General features: G+C 69.3%; 22 protein-coding genes. 12 read left to right on the forward strand and 10 right to left on the reverse strand.

From position 1 onward, the window contains the following. Positions 1 to 5: 5 nt before the first annotated feature. The gene (locus tag ACVTJA_RS39495) at positions 6 to 389 is read right to left on the reverse strand and encodes an STAS domain-containing protein (RefSeq protein WP_465828157.1); all 384 of its coding nucleotides are present in this window, start codon (positions 387 to 389) and stop codon (positions 6 to 8) included. 46 nt (positions 390 to 435) lie between these two features. Beyond that, positions 436 to 888: a division/cell wall cluster transcriptional repressor MraZ gene (gene mraZ / locus ACVTJA_RS39500; protein ID WP_465828159.1), complete on the reverse strand. Its 453-nt coding sequence runs from the start codon at positions 886 to 888 to the stop codon at positions 436 to 438. 430 nt (positions 889 to 1,318) lie between these two features. On the opposite strand from mraZ, the gene ACVTJA_RS39505 reads away from it, so the two are divergent. After that, positions 1,319 to 2,026, forward strand: a complete 708-nt coding sequence (locus ACVTJA_RS39505) for a PilZ domain-containing protein (RefSeq protein WP_465828162.1) — start codon at positions 1,319 to 1,321, stop codon at positions 2,024 to 2,026. An 18-nt stretch (positions 2,027 to 2,044) separates the two neighbouring features. Here ACVTJA_RS39505 and ACVTJA_RS39510 read toward each other — a convergent pair whose 3' ends face one another. From ACVTJA_RS39510 to ACVTJA_RS39520, 3 genes are all read right to left on the reverse strand, one after another. Next, entirely contained in the window at positions 2,045 to 3,850 is a 1,806-nt protein-coding gene (locus ACVTJA_RS39510) for an acyl-CoA dehydrogenase family protein (protein WP_465828165.1), read from the reverse strand. Between the two features lie 143 nt (positions 3,851 to 3,993). After that, positions 3,994 to 4,974 carry a type VI immunity family protein gene (locus ACVTJA_RS39515; RefSeq protein ID WP_465828167.1) on the reverse strand — a complete coding sequence of 327 codons (981 nt, stop codon included), beginning with the start codon at positions 4,972 to 4,974 and terminating at the stop codon, positions 3,994 to 3,996. Beyond that, positions 4,904 to 5,719, reverse strand: coding sequence for a hypothetical protein (locus ACVTJA_RS39520; RefSeq protein WP_465828169.1), 816 nt, complete (start codon positions 5,717 to 5,719; stop codon positions 4,904 to 4,906). Before ACVTJA_RS39520 ends, ACVTJA_RS39515 begins: the two co-directional genes overlap by 71 nt. Positions 5,720 to 5,842: 123 nt before the next feature. On the opposite strand from ACVTJA_RS39520, the gene ACVTJA_RS39525 reads away from it, so the two are divergent. After that, positions 5,843 to 7,153: a hypothetical protein gene (locus tag ACVTJA_RS39525; protein ID WP_465828171.1), complete on the forward strand. Its 1,311-nt coding sequence runs from the start codon at positions 5,843 to 5,845 to the stop codon at positions 7,151 to 7,153. A gap of 8 nt (positions 7,154 to 7,161) precedes the next feature. Here the strand turns inward: ACVTJA_RS39525 and ACVTJA_RS39530 are convergent, their stop codons facing one another. Together ACVTJA_RS39530 and ACVTJA_RS39535 are read right to left on the reverse strand one after the other, a co-directional pair. Beyond that, positions 7,162 to 7,887: a hypothetical protein gene (locus tag ACVTJA_RS39530; protein WP_465828174.1), complete on the reverse strand. Its 726-nt coding sequence runs from the start codon at positions 7,885 to 7,887 to the stop codon at positions 7,162 to 7,164. 155 nt (positions 7,888 to 8,042) lie between these two features. Continuing rightward, positions 8,043 to 8,840, reverse strand: coding sequence for a phosphatidate phosphatase App1 family protein (locus ACVTJA_RS39535; RefSeq protein WP_465828177.1), 798 nt, complete (start codon positions 8,838 to 8,840; stop codon positions 8,043 to 8,045). Between the two features lie 332 nt (positions 8,841 to 9,172). On the opposite strand from ACVTJA_RS39535, the gene ACVTJA_RS39540 reads away from it, so the two are divergent. The 6 genes from ACVTJA_RS39540 (at position 9,173) to ACVTJA_RS39565 (ending at position 16,363) form a co-directional block, all read left to right on the forward strand. Next, positions 9,173 to 11,683: a serine/threonine-protein kinase gene (locus ACVTJA_RS39540; protein WP_465828179.1), complete on the forward strand. Its 2,511-nt coding sequence runs from the start codon at positions 9,173 to 9,175 to the stop codon at positions 11,681 to 11,683. 103 nt (positions 11,684 to 11,786) lie between these two features. Further along, positions 11,787 to 11,999 carry a hypothetical protein gene (locus tag ACVTJA_RS39545; RefSeq protein WP_465828180.1) on the forward strand — a complete coding sequence of 71 codons (213 nt, stop codon included), beginning with the start codon at positions 11,787 to 11,789 and terminating at the stop codon, positions 11,997 to 11,999. Positions 12,000 to 12,072: 73 nt separating this feature from the next. Continuing rightward, complete coding sequence (locus ACVTJA_RS39550) at positions 12,073 to 13,032, forward strand: CarD family transcriptional regulator (RefSeq protein WP_465828182.1); 960 nt, start codon at positions 12,073 to 12,075, stop codon at positions 13,030 to 13,032. Positions 13,033 to 13,069: 37 nt separating this feature from the next. Then, a complete protein-coding gene (locus ACVTJA_RS39555) occupies positions 13,070 to 13,582 on the forward strand; it encodes a hypothetical protein (protein WP_465828184.1) in 513 nt (170 codons plus the stop codon). Continuing rightward, a complete protein-coding gene (locus ACVTJA_RS39560) occupies positions 13,569 to 14,519 on the forward strand; it encodes a hypothetical protein (RefSeq protein ID WP_465828185.1) in 951 nt (316 codons plus the stop codon). The genes ACVTJA_RS39555 and ACVTJA_RS39560 overlap by 14 nt, the downstream gene beginning before the upstream one ends. Next, positions 14,516 to 16,363 carry an ArnT family glycosyltransferase gene (locus ACVTJA_RS39565; RefSeq protein WP_465828186.1) on the forward strand — a complete coding sequence of 616 codons (1,848 nt, stop codon included), beginning with the start codon at positions 14,516 to 14,518 and terminating at the stop codon, positions 16,361 to 16,363. Before ACVTJA_RS39560 ends, ACVTJA_RS39565 begins: the two co-directional genes overlap by 4 nt. 3 nt (positions 16,364 to 16,366) lie before the next feature. Here ACVTJA_RS39565 and ACVTJA_RS39570 read toward each other — a convergent pair whose 3' ends face one another. Further along, positions 16,367 to 17,260, reverse strand: coding sequence for a lysostaphin resistance A-like protein (locus ACVTJA_RS39570; protein ID WP_465828188.1), 894 nt, complete (start codon positions 17,258 to 17,260; stop codon positions 16,367 to 16,369). A 311-nt stretch (positions 17,261 to 17,571) separates the two neighbouring features. Here ACVTJA_RS39570 and ACVTJA_RS39575 point away from each other — a divergent pair, with 311 nt between their 5' ends. Beyond that, a complete protein-coding gene (locus ACVTJA_RS39575; RefSeq protein WP_465828190.1) occupies positions 17,572 to 18,684 on the forward strand; it encodes a GFA family protein in 1,113 nt (370 codons plus the stop codon). A gap of 274 nt (positions 18,685 to 18,958) precedes the next feature. Here the strand turns inward: ACVTJA_RS39575 and ACVTJA_RS39580 are convergent, their stop codons facing one another. After that, entirely contained in the window at positions 18,959 to 19,603 is a 645-nt protein-coding gene (locus tag ACVTJA_RS39580; RefSeq protein WP_465828192.1) for a DUF2239 family protein, read from the reverse strand. Between the two features lie 337 nt (positions 19,604 to 19,940). Between ACVTJA_RS39580 and ACVTJA_RS39585 the strand changes: the two genes are divergently transcribed. Then, positions 19,941 to 21,107, forward strand: a complete 1,167-nt coding sequence (locus ACVTJA_RS39585) for a winged helix DNA-binding domain-containing protein (RefSeq protein ID WP_465828193.1) — start codon at positions 19,941 to 19,943, stop codon at positions 21,105 to 21,107. A gap of 14 nt (positions 21,108 to 21,121) precedes the next feature. On the opposite strand, the gene ACVTJA_RS39590 is transcribed toward ACVTJA_RS39585, so the two are convergent. After that, complete coding sequence (locus ACVTJA_RS39590) at positions 21,122 to 21,298, reverse strand: hypothetical protein (RefSeq protein ID WP_465828195.1); 177 nt, start codon at positions 21,296 to 21,298, stop codon at positions 21,122 to 21,124. Positions 21,299 to 21,417: 119 nt separating this feature from the next. On the opposite strand from ACVTJA_RS39590, the gene ACVTJA_RS39595 reads away from it, so the two are divergent. Next, a complete protein-coding gene (locus ACVTJA_RS39595) occupies positions 21,418 to 21,939 on the forward strand; it encodes an ankyrin repeat domain-containing protein (RefSeq protein WP_465828197.1) in 522 nt (173 codons plus the stop codon). 87 nt (positions 21,940 to 22,026) lie between these two features. Then, entirely contained in the window at positions 22,027 to 22,905 is an 879-nt protein-coding gene (locus ACVTJA_RS39600) for a hypothetical protein (RefSeq protein WP_465828198.1), read from the forward strand. Positions 22,906 to 23,182: the final 277 nt, after the last annotated feature.

The following is a 23,182-nucleotide window of genomic DNA, read 5'->3' on the forward strand; positions in this document are numbered from 1 at the left end:
GGCCGTCAGACGAAGGGCGCCCGCGCGAGCGCGAAGGCGGCCCGGGCGTCGTTCATGTGCGGGTAGATTTCGAAGGCGTCGTGCGCGCCCGCCGCGCGGAAGATGGCGGCGAGGTACGGCGACAGGCCGGACAGCTTCACGTCACCGCCGGCACGGCGGAAGGCGTCGGCGCGGGCCATGAGCGGCTTGACGCCCCGGTAGTTCAGGTGGCCCACGTCCGCGAAGTCCACCACCACCTGCCGCACGCCGCGCTGCAGCTTGCGGCCGAGGTCATCACAGAGCTCGAGCAGGTCCTGCTCGCTCAGCTCGCCCTCGAGCATGAGCGTCTCCACGCGCCCGGTGGCCACCGCCGCGCCCGTCCCCCTCCGCACCTCCAGAACCTGGTTCATACGCTTGCCACCCTCTCGGGACTTCTGAGTCCTGTCGACGTTCCCGCTACTGCTGGCGCAGCTCCGACAGCACCTTCATGACATCCGCGGAGGTCGCCTCCTGGCGGGCCTCCTCCTGCGCCTTCGCCCAGCCCTCGCGGCTCCACAGCTCGATGACCTTCACCATCCCCGCCCACACCACGTCCTTCTCCAGCCCGGCGTAGCCGCGGAGCGTGGGCGGAATCAGCAGGCGCCCCAGCTTGTCCAGCGGGCACTCCTGCGCGCTGGCCACGTACAGGCGCATCAGCGTCTTCACCCCCGGCTCCATCGGGTTGCGGCGGGCGAGTGAGGCCTCCAGCGCCTCCCACTCCCGCACCGGGTACGCGTGGAGGCACTTGTCCAGCGCCGTGGTGACGATGAGCCGCTCGTCGTAGGTGGCGACCAGCGTTTCCCGGAGCTTCGCCGGGAGGCTCGTCCGCCCCTTCGCGTCGATCTGGTGCTCATAGACGCCTCGGAACACGCGGGACGATCCACCTTTTCAACCCGCTACGGGATGAAGCTCCACTCCTTCCCACTCCTTGCCACTACCGGGCGGCATACATACGCGTCCCCCTGGGGGGGGTCAAGAAACCGCAACAGGTTGGAACAGAGGTTCGTTGGTGCGAGACACCTGGACCGGCGCGTCACGGTGCTCGCGCGTCCACCTGCTACAGGTCCGTAGCACCACGGGCGCAAGAATCCACAAACCGCCCCGCGGGACGGGCTGGAATCCGCGAGCCCCCCGCGCCTCCAGCGGCCGGAGTCCACGAGGGCGCGGCGGCACAAACGGACTGAAACCGGAAGTCCCTCCAGACCTGGAAGGTCCGGTAGTTAGCGCATCGCGGCGCCCTACCTGGTGAGAGGGGGCAAACTTGAGTTCCACCCGTGGACAGGCGCAGAGTGTCCTTTGCGTGAATACGAACGTACGACTGAAGGTGGCCTACAAGACCCCGCAGTCATTGGTGGGGGAGTACACGCGCAGCGTCGGGCAGGGTGGCGTCACGCTGGAGACGCGCCGCAGCCTTCCGCTGGGTACTCGCTTCACCTTCGAGCTGCACGCGGGGGGCGTGCCGAAGCCCGTCGAAGTCCTGGGTGAGGTGGTGCAGGTGGAGCCGCGCGAGGCGCAGCGCTACCTGCTCACCGTGCGCTACGGCGCGGGCCAGGACCGCACGGCGCTCGACGCCGTGTTGCAGCGCATCTACTCCGCCCAGGAACAGGACGGACTGCGCCGCTTCCCGCGGCTGCCCCTGCACCTGCGCGCCGTGGAGGCAACGCCTCTGTCCCCCACCTTCCTGGTGCGGGACATCTCCAAGGGCGGCGTGGGGCTGGAGGTGCAGGCCCCGACGATGCCGCGCAAGGTACACGTGGGCACGCCCTTCCTCCTGGAGATGGACCTCCAGGAGGGGCCGCTGATGCTGCACGGTGAAGTCGTGTGGACGTCCACCGTGCCGCGCAAGCACTCGGAGACGGTGACGCCGGGCTTCGGCGCCACCTTCGGGCGGCTGCGGCCGGAGATGCAGAAGCGGCTGGACGCGCTGCTCGCCCTCGCGTCCCTGCCCCCCGCGCCGTGGAAGGCGCGGGTGAGCTTCGGCATGGACGCGGTGACGCGGATGCCGTGAGGCACCACCCGACCGCGTCTACTCCTGGCTGAGTGGGTAGCCGCCCGCGGACTCGAGCGCCGTCACCACCGTCTCGCGCAGCTCGGCGGGGTTGTACGGCGTGAAGACGTCCAGCGTCGTGAGGCGCTTCAGCTCCTTGTCCAGGGCCTCGCCCTGGAGCGTGGCGCACAGCGCGCGGCGCGTCCGGTCGAAGGCGCGCGGCACGGCGTCCAGCGCGTAGAGCTGCGTCAGCGCCACGCGCACGGGGTCCAACGTCCCCTGGCTCGCGGCCTGGCGCGTGCGCGTCACCATGGAGTCCAGCGCGAAGGCGTCCATCACCACGTCCGACAGCGCGGCGAGCACCTCCTGGTGCTTCTCCAAATCCGTACCGAACGTCTCCGCGGCGATGCGCAGGCCATGGAGGGCGAGGCGCTTGGCGGACTCGGCGGCGACCTCCTGCGGGGCCAGCGCGTCCTGGCCACGCGCGCGGGGACGCTCGCCGCGGGACAGCTCGTCGGCCACGTTGCCGGCGACGGCGAACAGCGGCAGGTCGCCCTTCACCGCGCGCTTGAGGAGCATGCCGACGATGAGCATGCGGTTGATTTCGTTGGTGCCCTCGAAGATGCGGTTGATGCGCGCGTCGCGGTAGGCGCGCTCCACCGGGTACTCCTCGATGTAGCCGGCGCCGCCGTGGAGCTGCACGGCGTCATCCACGAGGCTGCCGAGCGACTCGGAGCCGTGCACCTTCATGATGGAGGATTCAATCGCGTACTCCTCCACGGAGGCGAGCAGGCGCGCCTCGTAGTCGGGCGCCGTCTTGTCGTGGCCGGCGAGGCGCGCGTCCACGAGGCCGGCGGTGCGGTACGTCATGCTCTCCACGGCGTGGATGAGCGCCGTCATGCGGGCGAGCTTCTCGCGCGACAGGGGGAACTGGACGATGGGGGTGCCGAACTGCTTGCGCTCCTGCGTGAAGCGCAGCGCGTTCTGGAGCTGGAGCTTCATGCCACCCAGCACGCCCGCGCCCAGCTTGAGGCGGCCGTAGTTGAGGATGTTGAAGGCAATCTTGTGGCCCTTGCCCACCTCGCCGAGCTGGTTCTCCACCGGCACGCGCGCGTCCTCGAAGTAGAGGGGACACGTGGACGAGCCGCGAATGCCCATCTTGTGCTCCTCCGGGCCCACGGTGAGGCCGGGAGTGTCCTTCTCGACGATGAAGCCGGTGAACTTGTCGCCGTCCACCTTGGCGAAGACGACGAACACGTCCGCGAAGGCGGCGTTGGTGATGTAGAGCTTGGAGCCGTTGAGAATCCAGTGCTTGCCGTCCGGCGAGCGCACCGCCTTCGTCTTCGCGCCGAGCGCGTCGCTGCCGCTGCCCTGCTCCGTGAGGGCGTACGCGGCGACCCACTCACCGGTGGCGAGCTTGGGGAGGTACTTCTGCTTCTGGGCCGCGTTGCCGAACCAGACGATGGGCAGCGTGCCGATGCCGGTGTGCGCGCCGAACGTCACGGACCACGAGCCGTTGAGGCTCATGGCCTCGGCGAGGAGGAGGGACGTCGTTTTGTCGAGCCCGGTGCCGCCATAGGCCTCCGGGATGTCCACGCTGAGGAGTCCGAGCTCACCGGCCTGGCGGAGGAGGTCGCGCAGGAGCGCGTTGTCCTTGGCTTCGATGCGCTCGGCCTGGGGGAGGACCTGCTCGCGGGAGAACTGGAGGGCCGTCTTGAAGAAGAGGCGCTGTTCTTCAGCGAGTGTCTCCGGGGTGACGATGCGGGTGGCGCCCACGTCCTGGAAGAGGAACGCGCCGCCGGCGGATGTTTCCTTGGAATGAGCGGGCTCGAGTACGGCGACCATCAACGACCTCCGGGGAAGCGGAAGGGGTGTCCCTCCGCCAGACGGGCAAGCGCCCGCCGCGAGCAATCTAGGGTGCGGCGGGACAGGGAGGTAGTAGCAGCCGCGCCCGGTGGTGGCACGCGGATGCGGAGGGCCGTGGAGGCTCAGTCGAGGAAGCGGCGCTCCCAGCGTCGCATGTCCTCCGGAGTCATCCGTCCGAGCGGGCGGGAGTTCCGGTAGAGATGGGGCTCGAGAAGCCGGGCGAGCGCACGGTGGAGCGGGAGCGTCTCGCCGGACTCCGTGTCACCGGGGTTTGGTGCGTCGCCCAGGGTGATGAGGACGCGGTCGTTGCTGAGCTCCTGGATGGAGATGCCGGGGAGGTTCAGTTGCTCGCGGAGACCGGTGACACCGCCGAGCTGACCGAGCACCGGCTGGCCGAGGAAGTTCATCCAGTGGACGCCGTCGACGTGGGTGGCGATGCGGATGTCGGGGCCGCCCCAGTCCAGATGGATACCTGGGTAGCGGTTACGCACGAGGGCGGATCCCTCTCCATCCAGCCCTCCACCGATCAGAGCAAGGTCTACGAATCCCGTGGCGAATGGGAGTTCTCGCGCCATGTCGAGGGCGAGCTGACGCACCCTGTTCGGACCTTGTTTCTCCAGAGACTCCGTAGGCACGCGCAGGTACAGAGCGCTTACGTCGCGTTCACGCCTCGGCCAGGGTAACGGGTAACAACGCAGTCCTCTGTAATCCACATAAGGCCCATCAACATTGGGGCTTCCTGACAATTGAATGAACGCTGACTCGTCAGCCCTCAACATCTCCTGGAGGACTCGTTCCCATTCTGCGTCGTCAAGGGGCTCGAATTGCTCTTCGCGAGCAATGCACCAAGCAACCCGAAACGGATGGACATACTCGTGAAACAAATCCAGGGCGTGCCTGACGGCCACTGAAATCTCGCGGTGAGCATGCTGAAAATAGAAACACATGACCACCGCATCGCTCGCGACCTGGAAGCCCTCGCTGTTTACATATCGCAGTCTTGGGTAGTGCATCGTTGATTCCTGCCGTGTACTACTGCCGCACTCCCTCTCGTGGGGAGACACGCTTGGGCTGCACGTGCAGAGCCGCGGAGTAGAGATCATCCTGCGTGTAGGTTTCCCATCGTCCCTTGGAGTAGTAGTGCCAACTGGCGGCATTGCTCTCCGGGCAGGGGAACTTCATGTCATAGACATGAATGATGACGCCGTGCTCATCCATGATGACGATGTCCGGCACGATGGTGCCTTCCAATCCCTTCCACCCCAGGCTCGACACAATCTGATTCACTGCCTTTGGAGTGAGGTACTCCCATTCCCCTGTCAGCTCGTTGAAGCGGAAGCGGGGCTCGAACAAGTAGCGACGGGGTAGCAGTTCCTTCAGTGCCTCGTGAATGCAGTCCCACGCCAGCTTGTGCTTGAACGCCCCCAGGTACATGCCCCAAGTCTGCCCCTCCATCTTGAGCTCGGCGCACTGCTCCCGACTCGGGCTCTCGCCATCGAAGTAATGGTCGTTGCCTTGCCGGTCCGCTCTACGCACGCACTTCAAGATGGCCGCTTCGACATCGGAACGCAGGTCCGTGGCCAGTTCCACGCCTCGACTCTCGGCGGAACCGATGATGGGCTGGAGCGCGAGTGCAGCGGCGGCCCCCACGGACGCGATTTTCATGGCCACGGAAATGCCCGCCTCGGTCGGACCTGATGTGCCGGTACATTTCTGCCAATCGCCGGGGTTCTGCTTCAGGCAGCACTCGGGCGTCAGGTCCCTCGGGCCGCACTTCAGTTCCCCTCCATCCAGTGAGGACTCCGCCAGGCACCCACCCTGGAACAGGGCCAGGAGCAGCAGCACCACGCCATGTCTCACGGTGGGAGTCATCGAATCGAGGGTAGCATCGGGGCCTGTCCCCCCGTGTCCTCGAATCCCGAGCCCTCCGTGAGCAACGACAGCGCGCCCCCAGAACCACGAGACGCAACCGTGCCCGAGCGGAAATGGTCCCGCCGTCGAGTGCTGCACTGGTCGCTCGGTCTCGGTTCCATCATCGCGGGCGGAGGTGTGGCCGCCTACAACTGGCGAGAGCAGGTGGAGAACGAAGCCCAGGCCGCGAAGTTCGCCCGAATGGCCGCACCCTTCGTTTTCGCCGGTGCTCCCGAGGCTCGCGAAGAGGCGGACTGGGTGCTCCGATTCGACAGGCGCTACCCACCAGGCCTGTTCCTGTTCGCCTGCATCGACCTGGAGCAGGGCCACTGGGACCAGGTCCGCAACACCCTCGGTGTCCAGGGCATGAAGGACACTGCAGAGGCGAAACTCCTGCTCGAGCTCATCACTCGCCGTCCAGGCGCACCCGATTGGAGACATGCCTTCTTCGATTCGTGGCGGGCGCTCGGCGAGCCTGACTTCTCGAAGAGCCCGCTGCTTCCGGACGCCATGACCATCGGCCACCTGCTCGACCTTCCCGAGCGGAACTGGGAACAGGCCAGCGAGGCCCAGCGCTTCGCATTGGTGGCGCTGGATGTCACGCTGGTGAAGCGCAAGGCAGACCCCATCTGGGTCCTGGAGCGGATCCGCGACACGTCCTCCGTGCCACTCCTGATGGCGCTCTACACCCAGCTCACCTCGGCCGACACGGACCCCAGCATCGCGGCGGTCCTCTTCGACGACGTGGAGAAGCGGCTCCTGCAACTCGCGGAGACCTCTCCGCCGACGCTTCAGCTCGCGCTGCTCTCACTGCTGAAAGGCAGCACTGCCACGATGCCCTTCCAGCGCTCGGAATTGGAGACGCTCGAGAAGATGGCTGCGATTCCGAAATGGAAGGAGCCCTCGAACGGGGACTTCTTCCTGGAGATGCGCGCCCTCTTCGACGGCCTGCTCCGGGTTCCGGGCCATCACGCCTGGAGGTGTGTCTTTCTCGCGCAGGGCCTGTCGCTCGGGCTCCTGCTCCACCAGCGCGCCGAGGCCACCAAGGCACAGCTCTCCGAGAACGACCAGCGGTGGATGGGACGGATGCTCTGGGACATCGGTGCGCGCCTGCGTGAGCAGCGCTCGCATCTGGAACTGGACCGGGGAATGCGTCTGCAGAATTTCAGCGCGGAGCTGATGCACCACGGCCCGGACATGGAGAAGGCCGTCAACCGCTGGGTCGAGCTGGGCATCTGGGAGAAGGCCGTGCAGAAGACGGCTTGCTACCGCTGGCCCATCCCCTCGCTGCAGGAAGAGGTCTACGCGGCGAGGGCCCGCGACGAGTCCACGTGGATGACGGCCTTCGCGGGCGTGGGCGAGCTGCCCTGACCCACGCCTCAGCCTCCGTCCTTCGCCCCGCGCGGCGTGGGGTAGATGAGGCACAGCGTCTCGAACAACGGCTCACCATTCGCCGTGTACACCGCGCCGAGCGCCCTCACCGCCTGCGCCAACTCGGTGCCGAACGACGGCACGAGGCAGATGTCCTCGGACGTCTTGAAGCGCCCCTTCAACAGCCCGAGTCCCCGGCGCAGCGTGACGAGGTCCTGCTTCCCTCCGCGCACCGGCACCGAAGGCCCGTTCGCATCCGGCCCGGGCAGCTTGCCGACACTCGTGGTCAGCTCGAAACCATCCGAGCGCTGGATGATGCGCAGCTTCCCCGGCGCCACCTCCGCGAGCCATGCGCGGAAGCCCTCTTCATCCCTCAGCACCACGGGATACGCCACGGCCCCGTCCGGGTGCTTCAGCCACACCCGCTTCGCCGAGTCCCGCAGCACCGTCAGCAGCTCGGACACCTGCACGAGGTACGTGTCCGCGTCCGACACCAGCAGCACCTCGCGGCCCTTCACCCGCTCCGCCAGACGCGCCGCGTCCGCGGGACGCATGGCCTCGAAGGTCTCCGCCCCCAGCCGCACCTGCTCTCCCGCCAGCTCGAGCCGCAGCGCCGCCTCGGGCACCTCCTCCCCGTAGACAGGCGCGGTCGGCACGGCCTCGTCCCGAGCCACGGCCCCCGCGTCCGCCGCCCCACTCCCCGAAGCGAGCGCCGGCAGCGGCTCGGGCTTCAAGGACTGAAGAGGCTCGGCGGGCTTCTCATCTCGGCAGCCTGTACCCACCGACAGGAGCAACGTCGTGAACAGGACACACCCCAGCCCCGCCCACCGACGTGGAGCTCCACCGGGTCGCCCGGACAGCAACGCCCTCCGTGCCCATGCCCGACTCATCACGGCGGAGTCTGCTTCACGGTGGCGCCCGCGGGGGCGACGACGGGCACGGCCTTCGGGAACGCCGAGGCGACACACGCCGCATCCGCCAGCCCGGCGCTCACCGCGTGCGCCGCCGCGTCATCGGACTCCTTGAACAGCACCATGTCCTTGAACCGCTTCGCGTCCTCGGTCTTCCCCGCGTCGCGGATGTAGATGGCCTTCACCCGCCCGGGGAACTCGTCGCGAATCTGCGCGTACACCTCCGGGTCCTTCTCTCCCGAGTCCCCCACCAGCACCACCGGCTGGGGGAACTGCTGGAGCAGCCGCCGAATCGCGGGCTGCTTGTAGCCGGACAGCGTCTTCGGGCCGATGTCCCGCAGGTACACCCCGAAGCCCGCCGGAAACCCATGGCGCGACAGGAAGCTCCGGATGCGCGGCAGGTACTGCACCGGCGAGCCGCTCACCAACGCGAAGGCCGGCGCCGACGTGCCCTTCAAGCACCCGTAGAACGCCGCCATCCCCGGCACCACCTCCTGCGTGTCCGAGTCCTTCAGCAGCGCCGACTCCACCAGCTTCACCGGGCTCGTCACCTGCGTCACCGCCACGGTGTCGTCGAAGTCCGACACCACCAGCAGCGGCGCCGCATCCGCGATGACCTCCACCGGCGCCTTCGTCTGCGCCCCCTGCACCTTCGCCTCGGCCTCCGCCGTCCCCACCGGGAAGCGCTGGCCTTCTGGCGGCCGCAGGTTCACCTCGAAGGCCCCGTCATGGCCGCTCGTCACCGCCGCCACCACGCCCTGGAAGGACACCTCCACCCGGGCGCCTTCCCAGTTGGTTGCTGTCAGCCTTCTCACATTCCGAGACAACGCGGTGCTGCCTCTGGCAGGAGCCTCTTTCAACACCCGGCCCTGTAGGAGTACCCCGTCCGACCTTCCAATCGCGGGAGCCAGGAGAATCGCGGGTTCCCCCCATGCGGAGGTCGCTGTGGTGACAAGTAGGACCAAAAATAAAGGGCAATTAAGCGGTTTCAACGGAATTTTCCTGCATTAGTGTTGTGCATACCCCATGATAGCCTGCCGCAACCCTGCGGCGGCGGCGTGGAGGGCAGGTGCTACGCCCCGGTACACCCGAAGGAGCCGGAACGAACGTGCAGCAGCCTTCCGAAGGGCTCCATTTCGGCAAGTACAAGCTGCTCGAGCGCATCGCGACGGGCGGAATGGCGGAGATCTACCGCGCCAGGATGACGGCGGCGGCGGGGGTCACCAAGCCTGTCGTCATCAAGAAAATCCTTCCCGGCTACGCGGGCAACACGGCCTTCGTGTCGATGTTCGTCAACGAGGCGCGCATCGCCGCGGGGCTGAGCCACGGCAACATCGCGCAGGTCTTCGACTTCGGCGAGGTGGACGGCCAGTACTTCATCGCCATGGAGTTCGTGGACGGCCACCCGCTGTCGCGCGTGCTGCGGCGCGCTCGGGAGAAGGGGCTGTACACGCTGCCGCAGCCGCTGGCGCTGCTCATCGCGGTGGAGGTGCTGGAGGGGCTGGCCTACGCGCACACCCGCCTGGACGAGCGCGGGCGTCCGCTCCACATCGTCCACCGCGACGTCAGCCCGCAGAACGTGCTCCTCGCCTACGAGGGCCAGGTGAAGCTGGTGGACTTCGGCATCGCCAAGGCGCGGCTCGCGGGCCGCAACGAGGCCGCCGACGAGGGCGAGGTCATGGGCAAGTACGCCTACTTCGCCCCGGAGCAGGCCCGCGGCCGTGAGCTCGACGCGCGCACGGACGTGTTCGCCGCCGGCGTCATCCTCTACGAGATGCTGTGCGGGCGGCTCCCCTTCGAGGGAAAGGTGACGGACGTGCTGCGCAAGGTTGCCCTCGGCGACTTCCCGCGCCCGAGGGACCTCAACCCGGACCTCCCTCCCGCGCTGGAGCGCATCCTCCTCACCGCGCTGGCCGTGGAGCGGGAGCAGCGCTACCCCACGGCGGAGGCCTTCGCCGAGGCCCTCAGGCGATACCTCCACACGGCCGCGCCGGACGTCTCTCCGCGCGCCCGCGCCCACTTCATGAGCTACCTCTTCGAGGCGGAGCTGGTGGAGGACGGCCGCCCCGTGCTGCTGCCGCGCGAGTTCCTCGCGCAGATGGCCCGCTGGCCCCAGGGCAGCGGAGAGCGCCGCACCTTGCGCGAGCCCACCCAGCCGCGCGACACGGCGTCCTCCCTGGATGCACCGGCGCGCAAGGGGAGCCGCAACACCGAGCGCATTTCCCTGGCGCTGCCCGCCGTGCAGGACGCGGGCGAGCCCGGCTCCACCACGCAGCCCATCCCACCCGACTCGCTCGCCGCCGAGTCCACCGGCCCCACGACGCAGCCCATTCCACCCGACTCGCTGGCCGCGGAGTCCTCCAGCACCGCGAGGCTGCCCGTTGCCCCACCGCCGCTCGCCGCCGAGCAGCCGAGCGCCGTGACGCAGCCCATTCCCGTCGCGCCGATGCCCGACGAAGCGCCCGCGCCGGATGCCGCGCGGACGGCGTCCGTGGCGCGAGGGCTCCGCCTGCCGCGCGGGGTGGTGCTGGGCACGCCGGTGGCGGTGGCCCTCGTCGCCACGGTGGCGATGCTGTCGGTGGGCAACACGGGCACCTTCTCCGTGGAGTTGAGCTCCACGCCGCCGGGCGCCACCATCCGCGTGGATGGCCGGCCCCTGCCCTCGCGCACGCCCGCGCTCATCACCCACCTGCCCGCGGACGGCGAGCACCTGCTGGAAGTCCACGTGACGGGCATGGTGCCGTGGAGCCAGACGGTGCGTGCCGAGCGCGGCACCACGCTCGCCGTGCACGCGCGCCTCCGCCCGAGGATGGCGCCCGGCGCCTCGCAGCAGGCAGGCTCCACGAAGCCCGTGCGCGCGCCGCCTCCGCAGGAGGCCACCATGCCCATCGGCCGCGTCACGCTGTCCGCCGTCGGACATGCCTTCCGCGTCCCCTTCGAGTCCGCGGCGGAGGTGAAGTTGGACCCGACGCGCACGTACGCGGTGCGCCTGGAGGGCCGCCTGTCCACGGGAGGCTCCGCGACGGTGGAGCAGGCCGGCTACTTCCTGGAAGGCACCGAGATGCTCCCCGCGCACGAGTCCTTCGGCCTCGTCGGCCCGGAGGAGCGGCTGGTGCGCAACGCCACCATGCTCTACGTCTTCCTCCTGGACGCGAAGAAGGAGGACAACCACGGCGCCCTCCAGGTGCGCGTGCGCGAGCGGGACAGCGGCACCGTCACCACCGTGCGCCTGGATGCGCGCGCGCACGCGCTGAAGCTGTCGCGCGCGGACCGCTTCGTGCTGCACCAATTGGACCCGTACACCACCTATGAGGTGGTGCTGCGCGACAGCCCCGAGCCCGCGCGCACGCGGGGCTACGAGGGTGGCCCCGTGGGCCGGGCGCTCGGCCTCTATGGCGCGGGTGAGGGCCCCGACACCGAGTCCGGCGTCCTCGAATTGCTGGAGGTGGGTCAGCCGGTGCGCCTCAGAGGGGCCTCCTGGCTGATGCTCGCCTTCCCGGACGACCACCTGGCCGACAACACGGGCACCCTGCTGCTCGAGGTGTCTCCCGTGGTGCCGCCCGCCCGCCCGCCTCCCGTGCGGGCGCCGGGGCGCATGTTCGACACGCCCACGCGCTAGCCGCTGGTGGCGCTACAGCCGTGCAGCGCCGTGCAGCGACCTGTTGCCGAAAAATTGATCATCCGGGCGCGCCCCCTACCCTGGGCGGCCTGGAGGCATCACCATGAAGAAACTGGTGGCAGTGCTCGTGTTCGGGGTGGCGCTGATGGGAACGCTCGGAGTGTCCGCGCGCGTGGATGCGCAGCCGGGAGGCGTGGAGGGGGAGCCGACGGAGGCCCAGGTGGAGGCGGCGCTGGACGCACGGCAGAAGGAGCTCCTGGGCTCCCTCCTGCGGGCCCAGGCGGCGGACGCACGGACGGCGGCACTTCCCCGGTAAACTCGTAGCGTCCGGCGCGGCTCGGTGCTAAGCCCGGGCCTCCTCTGACGTTTACCTCGCCCGTGAGGGGGACATGCCTGAAGGGTCCGCGTCACTCCAGCTCGCGGTCGGCGACCGGGTCGTCTATCCGAACCAGGGGGTCTGCCGCGTCACCGCCATCGACATGAAGGAGGTGGCTGGCCAGAAGCTCACCTTCGTCACGATGAAGCGTGAAGAAGACGGCGCCGTCGTCATGGTGCCATCCAACAAGGTCACCGCCATTGGCGTGCGAAAGGTGGCCTCCGCCGAGGATGTCGAGAGCATCTTCGAGTTCCTGCGCTCGGACAGCGACAAGGCCGACCTGGACTGGAAGCAGCGCGCTCGCACCAACCTGGACCGGATGACCCAGGGCGGCATCCTGGGACTGGCCGAGGTGGTGAAGGGCCTCCAGGTCCTCAGTGAGCTGCGCCCGCTCCCGACCAAGGAGCGTGAGCTTTACGACAATGCCCGGCACCTGCTGGTGTCGGAGGTCGCCGCCGCGCTCGGCACCACCGAGGTCAACGCCGAGGACGCCATCGACATCGTCCTCTTCCCGCCCGGCCGCGAGCGCCCCAAGCGCACCGCCGCCGAGTTCGCCCGCGACGAGGACGACCTCGGCCTGGACGGCGACCTGCTCGGGCTGGACAGCGACCTCGACCTGCCGTCGGACGAGGAGGCTCCGGCCGAGTCGTCCGAGGAGGAGGGGGCCGAGGAGGGTGGCGAGGAGGCCGAGGCCGAGGGCTCCGAGGAGGCAGCGCCCAAGAAGCGCGGCCGTCCGCCCAAGGCGAAGCCCGAGGCCGCTGCCGGTGGCGAGCCGCCCGCGCCCAAGAAGCGCGGCCGTCCGCCCAAGCCCAAGCCGGAAGTCACGGCCGCCGAGGCCGGTGGCGAGCCACCCGCGCCCAAGAAGCGTGGCCGCCCGCCCAAGGCCAAGCCGCCCGAGGCGGAGGGCGCCGAACCCGCGGCCCCGAAGAAGCGTGGCCGCCCGCCCAAGGCCAAGCCGCCCGAGGGCGCGTGACAGCAGCATTGGATAGAGAAGGGCGAGGTGACGCACCGTGATTCGCGTCTGGACGCTGGACTCCTTCGACGACAAGCAGCTCGCGAAGTTCAACCGCACGCTCTACACGGCGTTCGGCGTGGGCAGCGAGCACTCCGGCAGCGCCGAGATTCCCGCCGGCTTCTCCGAGCCGCTGGATGCGGAGAAGCTGCTGCACGACGTGAAGGGCATCCGTTCCTACAAGGATGACAAGATTCTGCTACTCACCACGCGCAAGCTGAAGGAGCGCGAGCTGCCCAGCGGCATGGCGCCCACGTCCGGCTTCGCGTGGCACGGCAAGGACCGCGCCATCCTCAGCATCAACCCCCACAAGGACCTGGAGAGCGGCTACAAGGCCGTGGCCCGCCACGCGCTCCACCAGCTGGGACACCTCTGGGAGCTGCACCACTGCCTGGACCCGCGGTGCTCGATGTACCCGCCCTGGACGCCGTCGTTCGCCCAGGGCGAGCCCATCTTCTGCACCTTCTGCCGGGAAAAGAGCGAGCAGAAGATCCGCCTTGCGAAGTCCTAGTTTCCTGCGTGCGTTGCCCCTCGTGGAGCTGGGGGGCCTGTTGCTCGTCGCACTCCTGTGCCTCGTCTTCCACCTGCGCCTGCCGGGCCGCCTTCCATCCGAAGGTGACTACCGCGCGGTGGCGGAGCGCCTGAAGGCCGAGGCCCGTCCCGGCGACGCGGTGCTCCTCTTCCCCTGGTGGACGGAGCGCGCCCGCCTCTTCCTCCCGCCCGGAGTGCCGGTGTACGGCTACCTGGGCTCGGACAAGGACGACCTCTCCGCGCACCCGCGCGTCTGGGTGCTGGGGCAGCCGGAGCTGCCGCGCTCGGATGAGGACGACTTCCTCGCCTCCTTCATGCCCGAGCGTCGCGCGGTGGGCCCCCCGGTGCACGAGGGGCCGCTGTCGCTGGCGCTCTACGAGAATGGCCGCTACCGGCCGCGCCGCTTCACGGCCACGGACGCGATTGCCAAGGCCCGCGTGTATCTGGAAGCGCCGGACGGCACGCGCCGCGACTGTGCCTTCGACGGACAGGCGCACCGCTGCCCCGGCCCCAACTCCCTCTACGTCGCGCCGGAGTGGCACGAAATCTTCTACGAGCCGCGCCGCTGCCTGTGGATGCACGCGCCGGGGGGCCCGCAGCGGCTCGTCGCGGAGTTCGACGGCATTCCGGGCGGCGTGGGCCTGCGCCTGGAGGGCGGCATCATCTGGGAGCACGCGCACCTCAAGGACGCGCGGCTGACGCCTGCGAACCTCGGCGTGGACGACGCGAAGAGCGGCGCGCGGCTCCTGGAGGTGGTGGTGCCGCCGGGCGTGGAGGGCGTGCAGAAGGCCGAGGTGCGGCTGCCCGAGGGTGAGCCGCGCGCGGTGAAGGTCTGGGTGCAGTCGGACAACGCGGACCGGCGGCAGGTGTGCCTGGACGTGCTCGCGGTGGAGCCCGCGGTGGGGGTGCGAGGATGATGGGCCGGGCTCCCACTCGGGACGAGAAGCGCCTGGCCTGGGCGCTGTGGGTGCTGGCCTTCGTGGCGCTGCTGCTCACCGAGTCCGCGGTGGGCTTCACGCGCGACGAGAGCGTCTACTTCGCGGCGGCGGAGGGCTACGCGAGCTGGTTCCGGCTGCTCTTCCACTCACCGGCGAAGGCCTTCACGGACGCGGCCATCGTCCGCGCGTGGGACTACAACCACGAGCACCCGGCGCTGATGAAGACGCTGTTCGGGCTGAGCCACCTGCTCTTCCACGACGGGCTGGGCTGGGTGCGCTCGGCCACGGCCTTCCGCCTGCCGGCCTTCGCCATCGCCGCGCTGATTCCAGCGCTGAGCTTCCTCCTCGGCAGCGCGCTGTACGGGCGCACCGCGGGGCTGTTCGCCGCGCTCGCCTTCATGCTGGTGCCCCGGCAGTACTTCAACTCGGAGCTGTCATGCTTCGACGTGCCGGTGGCGGCCATGTGGCTGCTCGTCGTGTACTGTTTCTGGCGCGCGCTGGAGGACATCAAGTGGGGCGTGTGGTGCGGCGTGGCCTTCGGGCTCGCCATCGCCACCAAGCACAACGCCCTCTTCATGCCCTTCGTGCTGACACCCTTCGCGCTGTGGCGCGCATGGACGGCAAGCGAGGGCCGGCCCGAGGCGCGCGCGTGGCTCTACCGCTTCGTGGGCGTCTTCGTGGGCGTGGCCGCGCTCTACGGGTGGCTGCTGGTGTCGCTGGGCGGAGGCGAGGACTTCCAGAGGAAATTCCTGCTGCTCAGCCCGCACACGCTGCTCTTCGTCGGGCTGGCCGCGGGCGGCGCGTGGGTGCTCAAGGGCGTGAAGGCGGTGGACGGCCCGGTGACGCGCGCGCTGGTGCCGGTGCTGGCCATGGCGGTGCTGGGGCCGGTCATCTTCTACCTCCACTGGCCGTACCTCTGGCACGAGCCGGTGGAGCGCACGGCGTGGTACCTGGCCTTCCACGCGAAGCACAACCACTACGCCTGGTTCTACCTGGGGACGCTGCTGCGCGAGCCGCCCTTCCCGCTCAGCTACGTGGTGGTGAAGACGGCGCTGACGGTGCCCACCAGCCTCTTCGTGCCCATGGTGACGGGACTGTTCGCCGTGGTGGCGCGCGCGGTGCTGGGCTTCTTCGAGCGCACGCGCGCGTGGGTGGCGCGGCCGGTGACGCTGCCCGAGCTGCTCGTGGCTGTGAATGCGGTGACGTCCATCGTCATCATCAGCCACCCGCAGGTGCCGCACTTCGGCGGGGTGAAGCACTGGTTCCCGTCCATGGTGTTCCTGGGCATCCTCGCGGGCGCGGCGGTGTCACGAGGCTGCTCGGCGCTGTGGGACGTGCTGAAGGCGAAGCGTCCCGCCCTGCCCTTCGCGGTGGTGGCGGCGCCCGTCTTCGTGCTGCTGCTGGCGCCGGCGCTGGTGTACCTGGTGCGCGTCTTCCCGTATGGGACGGCGGCGTACTCGGAGCTGGCGGGCGGGCTTCCCGGCGCGGCGACGCTGGGCATGCAGCGTCAGTTCTGGTCCAGCCACGTGACGGGCGTACTGCCGTGGATCAACGAGCACGCGAAGCCTGGGGCGCGGCTGTACCTGCACGAGGTGCACAGCGGCTCGTTCCGCGACTACCAGCGCAACGGCATGCTGCGGAATGACCTGCGCCCGGTGGGCAGCCCCTTCGAGGCGGACATCGTCGCGTACCAGTACCACCAGGAGTTCCGCGAGCACGAGTTCCTCACGTGGCAGGCCTTCGGCACGCAGACGCCGGTGACGGGGCTGTACCTCGACGAGACGCCGCAGGTCGTCGTCTACGTCCGGCCCGAGGGGCGTTAGCCGCTACGCCACCGCCGCGGAGGACGCGTCCGGAGGCACGTGCGTGGCCGCCTCCGGCTGCGCCCGCGTGCCCTTCCAGAACACCAGGCCCACCACGACGAGGCCGAGCACGCCGACGCTGACGGCGGATGCCTCCAGGCCATAGTCGCCGCCCGTCAGCCAGAGGGCCTTGCCGTGGAACACCGGCGTCCACAGGCCCTTCGAGGCATTCCCGCTCACGCCGAAGCCGAGGCCACCCAGCACCCAGTTCCATCCGAAGTGCACGCCGACGGGAAGGGCCAGGCTGCCCGTGCGCAGGTAGCAGAAGCCGAGCATCCAGCCCGCCAGGAAGATGTTGAGCAGCGCGATGAGCTTGATGCTTCCCGCCATGTCCTCGCTGAAGGGGTGCGCGAGGGCGAAGAACACGGAGAACAGGAGCAGGGCCCAGCGAGGCCCCACGCCCCGGATGGTGCGCTGGAAGGCATAGCCGTGGAAGAACGTCTCCTCGAAGAGCGCGACGGCCAGCATCGTCCAGGCGCTCTTCACGACGTTCGACGCGGCCCCTTCCGGCGCCCGCACGAAGTGGAACCCGTCGAACAGCCAGACGACGAAGGCCACCAGCCCCACCAGGAGGGCTCCACCGAGTGTGCCGAGCCCGAAGTCGCGCCCCACACGCCGATGGAGCGCGAACCCCTGAGCTGCGAGGGACGTGCGCTCCAGCCGCGCGCAGACCCACGAGGGGATGAGCGCACCGAGGAACGCGAGGAACGGCTCCGGCACGAAGGGGCGCACGGCGGCGGGCAGGGCCCTGCGAGCGATGACGAGGCCGAACACGCACAGCGACGTCATGACGAGATAGCCCAGCACCTTCCACCCGTTGCGGACCTGCTTCTCAGCATTGATGAAGAGGGACTTCATGGTGACTCCATTGCGTGGCGTGTTCGTCCCTACGAAGGAGGCGCGTCCGTCATTACGTCCCCAGCGACAAAATATAAGCACTTACACATTCCGACAAGGGACTCCGTAAGCGCTTATACATATTGACGAGACTTCCGGGCCGCGGCCTCCGCGAAGGTGATGAGTCGCGTCCAAAGCGATGAAGGGATGAGGGCACCGTCCGCAGGATGGATGGAGCAGAAGGCTTGGGCCCGGTCGACCCGCGAGGGGTGCCCATCATACCTGGGCCGTCTGGAGCCAGCGGGGGCGCCCTCCCATAATGCTCCACCCGTATGGGTCCACTCATCCTCACCGGCGCCTGTGTCCTGCTGGCCCTGGGCTTCTGGGTGCTACGCCGCTGGCGGGTGCGCCGGTGGCTCCGGTGGACGTGCGGGCTCGCGTTGGTGATTCCGGGCGTCGCCGGTTGCATCGGAGGCGGGTACTGGACCTGGTTCACACACCGGGGCCCTCCGGAGCCCGTGCACGAGGTGTGGTTCGAGGGCGTGGAGTACACACGCGAGGTGCGCGTGTCGCCGCGAGCCATGGTGGCCCATGTCGTCCGCGTGGACCTGGCGGCACCGGGCATCGACTTCGTCGTGACGCCGGCCGAGCCCTCGAAATCAGGAGACGTGCGAGCCGACACGGTGAGCGGCTTCGCCGCGCGGCACGGTGTGCAGGTCGCCATCAACGCCAACTTCTTCTTCCCGTTCCGCGCCAACCATCCGCTCGACTACGCGCCCCGCACGGGTGAGCCGGTGCACATCGTGGGGCTCGCGGCGTCACGAGGCACCACCTACGGCGAGCCTTCCCGGGAGACCGTCACCCTCTACCTGTCACGGGAGCGGCGTGCCCACTTCGGCGCTCCGCCCTCGGAGGTCTGGCACGCCATCTCCGGGCTGGGCTACGTGGTCCGCGAAGGGAAGCGCACGTCGCTCCAGGGCACGCCCGTGGGGGATGCGCCCTACCCGCGCACGGCCATCGGCCTCGACTCCACCGGGCGCTATCTGTTGCGTCTGTGCGGCGCGGTGAAGCTGGAGCTGAGCGGCGCGGCGGTGGCGCACTTCTACTGCCACTGCGACGACTGCCAGGTGGTGCACGGCGCCGCCTATCTCCCCGCCGCGATGTACCGCATTCCGCAGACGCGCCTGGTGGCCGGGCAGCCCGCGCTCTGGGCCCTGAAGACCACGACGCGAGCCACCTGCCGGGACTGCGGCACGCGCCTCTTCGCCGAGCCCAAGGGCCTGGGCGTACGCAGCATCAGCGCCCTGCTGCTGCCGAAGGGCACGTTCCAGCCCACGTTCCACGTGCAGTGCCAGCACGCCCTGCTCCCCATCCGGGACGACCTGCCGCACTACAAGGATTATCCAGCGATGTTCGGCGGCACGGACGAGCGAATGCCCTGGTGACGGCGCAGCTTACGGAGCCCGTGCCCTGCCCCCCGTCCGCGCACCGCCATGGCGGGTCGCTCGCGGCACGGACGGAGCACGGCGCTTCTTCGATGCCGGCCTCGGACGGCGGGAGTCCTTCTTCGCTCCGGCCGCGTCCTTCACGACGGTGAGGCGTTTGGGTTTGGCGGAGCAGCTCGCCCATGCCAGCGGCATGGGCAGGAAATACAACAGGAAGAATTCCACGACAGATTCCTCGAAGGGCGTGCGGTCCTTACGCGGAGGCGCAACACCGTCAGGAGGTGACACGCGTCACTTCGGCCTCGTCGCGAATGGCGACGGCGACCAACCGGCGGACGTGCTCACGGATGTCTTTGGGCCATGGCTGGACGAGCTGGTCGAAGCGCTCGTAGCGCTTCGCGTAGAAGGCGCGGGAGGCCTCCTCGAAGGCGGGAAGGTCTCCGGCCACCGCGTGCATGAAGCGGCCCGCGGCCTCGTGTGACTTCCGTGCCCGCTCGCGCCCCTCCCCGCTCCGCATCGCGGCCTCGACGAGCCTGCGCAATTCCGCGGACGCACCGCTCGGCTGCGCGTTGAGCCAATCCCAGTGGCGCGGAAGGAGCGACACCTCACGCGACACCACGCCCAGCTTCGGCCGCCCGGGCCCACTCCGCTTCGGCTCCTCCGGGTCCTTCGTGTCGGCAGCGGCCCGCGCGCGCCGCGCTTCGAGCCTGCGAAGCACGTCCTCTCGAGTCCCACGCAGGTCCGGATGCACGGGGAAGCCCGTCGCGCCCTCGTAGATGACGGCCGGCAGCGTCTCTCCACCATCGCCCCACGCCTTCACCTTCAGGGCGACTTCCGCCAACCCTCCCGAGGCGATGCAGCGCGGCCCCGCGAAGGCCATGTACCCCGCCCCATCCCTCGACGACTTCTCCTGACGCACGTGCCCTCCTCGCTCCGGCGCGGAGGTTATTACCCGGGTAATATTCGCTCGTCAATATCACCCGGGTAAAATCCAGAACGGAGGGCCATCCCACATACCTGACACAAGGCTGTCATCGCCGAGGCCCAAGGTAGCGCTGTCACCTTCGATGACGCTGCCGCGTCTTCTCGGTGCACCCACCCACGCCCGGATCGAGACCGACATGCTCTCCTTCTTCTTTCCGCTCCTGCCCCTTGGCCTTCCCGCCGGCATCGCCGCCAGGGGTTCCAACGCCGCGCTCGCCGTGGCATCGGAGGGAGGAACGTCGGCACCACCGAAGGCGCCGAAGCGGACGAGGATGACCCTGCCCACCCGAAAGCCCACGACCGTGTCCACGCGCCGCAAGGCGAGCCGCCCGGCCCAGGTGCTCAGCCAGCGCGCCCTCAACCGCGCCCTGCTGGAGCGGCAGTTGCTGCTCCGCCGCTCGAAGATGCCGTCGCTGGAGGCGGTGGAGCACCTCGTGGGCCTCCAGGCCCAGTCGCCGAACGCGCCGTATTACGGCCTGTGGACGCGGCTCCAGGGCTTCCGCCAGGAGGAACTGTCCACACTGCTCATCGACAAGCAGGTGGTGCGCCTCGTCCTGATGCGCGGGACGCTCCACCTCGTCACCGGCCACGACGCGCGGATGCTGCGCATCCTGGTGCAGCCCATGCTGGAGCGCGCCCTCAAGACGGGCTCCGCCTACAGCAAGAAGCTCGTGGGCATGGACCTGGAGGCGCTCGTGGCGGCGGGACGGAAGCACGTCGAGGCGGAGCCGCTCACGTACACGGAGCTCGGTGAGAAGCTCGCGGAGCGCTGGCCGGACCGCGAGCCCACCGCGCTTGCGCAGGCCATCCGCCTCCTCGCACCATTGGTGCAGGTGCCACCGCGTGGCGTCTGGGGCGTCGGCGGCCTGGCCCGCTGCACCACCGTGGAGGCCTGGCTGGGAAAGCCCCTCGACACCGCGGCGTCCGTGGATGAGCTGGTCCTGCGCTACCTCGCCGCGTTCGGCCCCGCCTCCGTCATGGACGTGCAGGCCTGGTCGGGGCTCACCCGACTGGGCGAAGTCGTCGAGCGGCTCCGCCCGAGCCTGCGCACCTTCCGCGACGAGCAGGGCCGCGAGCTGTTCGACCTGCCCAACGCACCGAGGCCCGACGCGGACACGCCCGCTCCGGTGCGCTTCCTGCCCGAGTTCGACAACCTGCTCCTCTCGCACGCGGACCGCACGCGCGTCATCTCCGACGAGGACCGCAAGCGCACCATCACCCCGAATGGACTGGTGCCCGGGAGCCTGCTCGTGGACGGCATCTTCCGAGGCACCTGGAAGCTCCAGCAGGGAAAGGGCTCCACCACCCTGCTCATCGAGCCCTTCAAGCGGCTGTCGGCCGCCGAGCGCGCGGAGGTGACGGAAGAAGGTGAGCGGCTGCTCACCTTCGCCGCCGCGGATGCGAGCGGGCGCGACATCCAGTTCCTCCGCGCGAAGTAGCGCCAACGCGGGCGTCAGTCCTCGACGTCCGGGAAGCACGCCACCGGCAGGGCCCAGGGCTCGCGGCCGCGTACGCCGTCGTCCGCCGTGAAGAAGACCTGGTCCCCCACACGTGTGTAGCCAAACGGGTAGGAGGTCCCGGGCCCCTCGTTCTCCAGTCCGCTCAGCGCATCCGGAGCACCAGGCTGCATCGGGCACCACCTGGGTGCCGTGCTCCACCGAGGGTCATCCAGACCACTTCGCGCGGGGGCACCGCGCGTGCCTCGCGCGACGGGCGTGTACATTCCGCCTGCTCACGCAGGAGTCCCCCATGTCCCCGCCTCCTCCTTCCGATGAAATCGACCCCCGAGCGCTCGCGGCCGCACGCGAGGCGTTCAACCTCGCGCGGCAGGGTAACGCCGACCGCCTCCGCGAGATGCTCGACGCGGGGCTGCCGGTGAACCTCACCAACGAGGACGGCAACACGCTGCTGATGCTCGCCGCGTACGCGGGGCAGTCCGAGGTGGCGAAGCTGCTGCTCTCGCGCGGCGCGGACGCCACGCGCGCCAACGACAAGGGACAGACGCCCCTGGCCGGCGCCGCCTTCAAGGGCGACGTGCGCATGGCGGAATTGCTGCTCGACGGAGGCGCACCGGTGGACGGCGCCGGACCGGACGGGCGCACCGCGCTCATGTACGCGGCGATGTTCGACCGACTCGAGGTCCTCGAGCTGCTGCTCGCGCGCGGCGCGGACATCAACCGCCAGGATGCCAGCGGAAACACCGCGCTCATCGCCGCGGTGATGATGGGCGCCCCGCGCACCGTGGCCCGGCTCGACCAGCTCTCGAAATAGCGCCGCGTTGACTGCGCGACGCACCGACTCATGGGAGCTGGGTGACCCGGATTGACACCCGGGCTCTTCCTCACATCCCATGAGAACATGCGAAACTATATTTCCTTGCTTTTCGCGTTTGCTCTCGGCGCCGCCGCCTGCGGGGGGCCGGGACCGGTCGACGAGAGCGCGGCGTCGGGAGAGGGCCTCTCCACGCGGGAGCAGGCCGCGTACTCGGGCGTGAATGGCACCTACTGCATCGCGAGCCCGTACAACTGCAAGCTGCAGGAGTCGGGTGGCAACCGCGTGCCCACCAACGACCCCGCCGATGACAACTGGGGCATCGTGACGGGCATCCCCATCCGTGACGGCAACGGCACCGTGATGGGCACCAACACCCGCACGAGCGCCGCCTTCAATTACGGCCAGACGCGCACCTTCGCGGGTGAAGCGCACGCCTTCGCCGTATCCACCTCCAACTCCAGCGCGGGGTGGCTGCCCATCTCTGCCATCCTGGGGCGGACGTCCTTCGAGCAGAAGGTGGGCCATGTCTCCGCGCTGGGCGCGGGCCTGGCGAAGCTGGGCTGCTACGCCGTGCGCAACTGGCACGACACCACGCTCGCGGAGAAGAAGGTGGTCTACGACTCCACGTCGTCCAACGAGCGCGCGGGCGACTACCTGCCGCTGGTTCGCGCCAACGGCCTGCGCTCCATCAACCTCGCCTTCAACGTGCCGGGCTTCGGACTCGGTGGCCCCGCGGTGGACCACTTCCCCGCGGGCACGAAGTTCCAGCGCCTCGACGTGCCGACGGACGCGGGCCCGCCGTCCATCGACATCCCGCTCTGGGTGGCGAACAGCGCCGGCCGCTACATCGTGCAGTCGGGGACGATGAAGTTCATCTACGGCTACGTCATCGCCGCCACCGGCACCAAGCGCAACGGGTGGATGGCCTACGACGCGCTCGAGGTCAGCTCCGGCTGCCCGTGAGCCCCTGAAGCACCGCCCCGCCCGGTGTCACATTCACGGGCGGGGCACCCGGTGCGTGAAAGCACCCCGGACATCACGAGCCACCTGGGAGACGATGCACGCCATGCGCCCTTCCCTGCTGCTGTGCTCCCTCCTGCTGTGCCTCGGCTGCGCGCGCTCGGTGGAACCGATGACGCGACAGGACGACGCAGCGCCCCAATCCACCGACAGTGGCAGCTCCACCGTCTTGGAGTCCGGGTCCACGCAGGTCACGGCCTCGAGCGACGCGGGTGCGACG

It is taken from the genome of Pyxidicoccus sp. M6 (genome assembly GCF_055568925.1).